The following is a 3,955-nucleotide window of genomic DNA, read 5'->3' as shown; positions in this document are numbered from 1 at the left end:
TAGCGTGGGGGAAACGCCCGGTCCCATTCCGAACCCGGAAGCTAAGACCCACAGCGCCGATGGTACTGCACCCGGGAGGGTGTGGGAGAGTAGGACACCGCCGGACAACCATTAACGGTCAGGCCCCGACACACCAGTGCCGGGGCCTGGACCATTTAAAAACCACCCGTCACACCCAGGCACTGGACCCTCCATCACGTATGCGGCACTTCCGGGAAACCCTCCATCACATCTGCACCCCACTCAGCCCACGTCGACCCGTAGAATGTCCGCATGAGTAGCATGCAACAGGTTACTCCCGGGGTGTCACTGACAACACAGGCCACGGAAATGCTGCGCGCGGCAATCACCTCCGGCGAGATGACACCAGGGGAGCACTATTCCGCGATTGGGCTGGCCGAGAGGCTTGGCGTGTCCCGGACGCCCGTGCGTGAAGCCCTGCAGTTACTCGAAAAGGAAGGCATTGTCCGGATCGAGAAGAACCGTGGTGTTCGGGTACTGCAGATTTCACTTGACGAGATCGTGCAGATCTTTCAGATTCGGATCATTCTCGAGCCTCCCGCTGCGGCTCGGGCCGCCGAGGTTGTTACAAAGGACGACCTTGAGCATTTCCGCGCGCTTCACGGTCGCATCCTGGATGCTGCAGCCGACGACGACGGCCCCGGCACCCTTCAAGCGGACAAGGAATTCCACTTGTTTCTGCTGGGCTTGGCGGGCAATCAGCGGCTATCGGCACTGGATAGTGAGTTGCGTAATCTCGTTCTTGCGCATGGTCTCGTGACCATCCCCTCGGTCCGAAGCAGCCAGGATCTGGCCGATGACTGCCGCGACATTCTTGAGGCACTGGAGCGGAAGGATCCGCAGGCTGCTTCGGCTGCGGTTCGTGAACATGTCACCCGCACTGCGCGACTTCTCATCACTGGCGTTTGCGCCAAGACGCCGGGGCTTTCCGCGGATGCGTACTTGGCGAAGCTGGAACAGCTGACGAAGTTCCGCGGCTGACCTCGAATGCTGTTTACAAGCTCTGCCTGTTCATTTACTGTTGCATGCAACATACAACTACCGGAGGAGATGCAACGTGGCATCCACACCGCAGAGCAATCAAGGCGGCCCGCCACCGTTGGCCGGCATACGGATCGCTGATTTCTCCCGAGTTCTGGCCGGACCGTTGTGCTCAATGATGCTGGCAGACTACGGCGCCGAGGTCATCAAGATCGAGGGCCTTGCCGGCGACGATACCCGCGCGTGGATTCCGCCTGTCGCCGCGGATGGCACAGGCACCTACTTCGCCAGCGTCAACCGAAACAAGAAGTCCGTGATCGCCGATCTTACGTCCGACGATGGGTTGAGCTATGCCCGTGATCTGGTGGCTGGCTGCGACGTCGTCATCGAAAATTTCCGCCCTGGAGTCATGGCGAAATTTGGGTTGGATTATCAGACCGTTGCCAAGGATCGGCCGGACGTCGTTTACTGCTCGATCTCGGGCTTCGGGACCGGTGCTGGCGCGGATCTGCCCGGCTACGACCTTCTGGTTCAGGCGCTCGGCGGCCTAATGAGCATTACTGGCTCCGCAGATGGGGAACCTAGCAAGGTTGGGGTCGCCCTGGTTGACGTGCTCGCCGGCCAGAATGCCGTTGCGGGGATCCTGATGGCCCTGCGGGTGCGCGACGCTACTGGGACCGGCCAGCAGGTGCAGGTTAACCTCCTCTCCTCGCTACTGGCAGCTCTGGTGAACCAAGGGGTCGCGATGTTGGCCACGGGAAACTCACCTGCCAGGTTGGGTAACGCCCATCCGAGTATCGCGCCCTACGAGACCTTCCGCACGGGGAGCGGCACCCTCGCCGTTGCGGTTGGTAACGACCGTCAGTTTGCGGCGTTGGCCTCAGTGCTGGGACTCCATGGCCTGGCTGAGCAAGCCAAGTTCCTCACTAACGAACGCCGGGTGAGGTTCCGCGCGGAGCTTCGCGCTGTGCTTGAGGCCGCGCTTCTCGCCGACACCGCTTCGCAGTGGCAACGCAGATTGCTTGCAGCGGGGGTGCCTGCAGGCAAGGTCAACACAATCGGTGAGGCTTTCGAGCTGGCTGACAACCTGGGGCTGGAGCCGTCAATTGTTGTCACCGATCCCGCCACCGGCCGCGAATCTCGGCAGTTGGCCAATCCGATCAGGCTGTCGGCAGCAGCACCGAGCTACTGGCAAGTTCCCCCAACCCTTGGCGAACACCAAGGCTCCACTTTCCCCGTGGAATTCCCAACAACTTCCGCGAAAGGCTCATAGATGTCGGACATCAGCGACCTGATTGAACTCGATTCCCTACTCAGCACGGATGAACGTGCGCTGCGCGATTCTGTACGGTCTTTCGTGGACAGCGAAATCAAGCCGAACATCGCGGGTTGGTACGAAAAGGCCGTCTTCCCGCTCGAAATTGTCCCCGAACTGGCCAAACTGGGACTGCTCGGAATGCATCTGAAGGGCTACGGCTGCGCCGGCCGTTCCGCCGTTGAATACGGACTGGCCGCGGCCGAACTTGAGGCCGGCGACTCCGGGTTGCGCACTTTCGTCTCGGTACAGGGCTCATTGGCCATGAGCGCTATCTACAAACACGGCTCGGAAGAGCAGAAACAGGAATGGCTGCCCGCGATGGCGAAGGGGGAAGCGATCGGCTGCTTCGGGTTGACTGAACCCACCGCGGGATCGGATCCGGGCGGCATGGCCACCTTCGCGCGCCGTGAAGGGAATGACTGGGTCCTCAGCGGATCAAAACGCTGGATCGGCCTGGCGTCCGTGGCCAAAGTCGCCATCATCTGGGCCCAGACCGACGGCGGGATCCGCGGTTTCGTCGTCCCGACCGACGCCCCCGGATTCACGGCCACGCCGATCGAGCCGAAGCTGTCCATGCGAGCCTCGATCCAATGCGACATCGAATTGTCCGACGTGCGCCTGCCCGAGAACGCGGTGCTCCCCAACGTCGTCGGGCTCAAGGGCCCGTTCTCATGCCTGAACGAGGCGCGTTACGGGATCATCTGGGGCGCCATGGGCGCGGCCCGCGACGCGTTCGAGGCCGCCCTGGACTATTCCAAGGAGCGCCTTCAGTTTGGCAAGCCACTTGCCGGCTACCAGCTGACCCAGCAGAAGCTGGTGGACATGGCTCTGGAGATCAACAAGGGATTCCTGCTTGCCCTGCATCTCGGCCGCAGGAAGGACGCCGGCACGCTGCATCCGGACCAGATTTCGGTCGGCAAACTGAACAACTGCCGCGAGGCCATCAAAATTGCCCGCGAGGCCCGCACGATCTTCGGCGGCAACGGAATCACGCTGGACTATTCACCGCTGCGTCACGCGAACAACCTCGAATCCGTTCGCACCTATGAGGGCACCGATGAGGTCCACACACTCATTCTGGGCAACAAGCTCACCGGCGTCGCCGCCTTCCGCTGAGCGCAGGGCCCGACGGCGGAACTCCCGCTCCGCCGTCGGCGTCTTCGCGGTGCGCCGAGCGGGACCTCCCTGTCCCCTTGGGGACCAGCTGGCAAGTTTCGGCGCGTCCGTAGTGGCGGTGCCGGTATCGATTTGCTGGAAGCCGAAGGAGCGCCCCGGGGGCGGATTTGCGTAGAGTGCGGGAGCCGTGTAATGTCTTCTAAGTCGCCGCGAGGGAGACAGCCTAGAGCTGGGAACCACGGGTGGCCAACCCCTTCGAATTGAGCCTAATAGGCTTGGTGCTTTGTGCGCCGCAATTTGAGGGAATTCGAATTGTTCCTGCGAAATTGGTTGAAATACTGATTTGCAAAGCAGCAATGATTCGGGTAAGTTTGGAAAGTTGCTCCGGAGCGATCCTGGACCCTTTTGTGGGTGTGGGTGGTGTCGGGTGTGTCTGTTGTTTGAGAACTCAATAGTGTGCCAAGTTTGTTGATACCGATTTGTTTTTATGAATTGGTTGTTTTGGCTGGTCCTGTGTCA

At 61.1% G+C, this 3,955-nt stretch carries 3 protein-coding genes and 1 rRNA gene; all 4 read left to right on the top strand.

The window, feature by feature from the left end; translation table 11 throughout:
• A 5S ribosomal RNA gene (rrf, locus tag AC1DLO_RS22430) occupies nt 1-106 on the top strand; the annotation flags it as partial.
• A gap of 167 nt (nt 107-273) precedes the next feature.
• Nucleotides 274-1,002 carry a GntR family transcriptional regulator gene (locus AC1DLO_RS22425; protein WP_476891874.1) on the top strand — a complete coding sequence of 243 codons (729 nt, stop codon included), beginning with the start codon at nt 274-276 and terminating at the stop codon, nt 1,000-1,002.
• Between the two features lie 76 nt (nt 1,003-1,078).
• Nucleotides 1,079-2,275, top strand: a complete 1,197-nt coding sequence (locus AC1DLO_RS22420) for a CaiB/BaiF CoA transferase family protein (protein WP_476891873.1) — start codon at nt 1,079-1,081, stop codon at nt 2,273-2,275.
• Nucleotides 2,276-3,436, top strand: coding sequence for an acyl-CoA dehydrogenase family protein (locus AC1DLO_RS22415; protein WP_476891872.1), 1,161 nt, complete (start codon nt 2,276-2,278; stop codon nt 3,434-3,436). It abuts the gene before it with no gap.
• Nucleotides 3,437-3,955 lie beyond the last annotated feature (519 nt).

Source organism: Arthrobacter sp. 01T419 (assembly GCF_056398865.1).
Note: the sequence above shows the minus strand (reverse complement) of the source record. Positions and strands in the feature narration are given on the sequence as shown.

Bases quoted from the DNA above. Each gene is read 5' to 3' on its own strand.
- AC1DLO_RS22415 (WP_476891872.1), top strand. From the start codon at position 2,276: ATGTCGGACATCAGCGACCTGATTGAACTCGATTCCCTACTCAGCACG.
- AC1DLO_RS22425 (WP_476891874.1), top strand. From the start codon at position 274: ATGAGTAGCATGCAACAGGTTACTCCCGGGGTGTCACTGACAACACAG.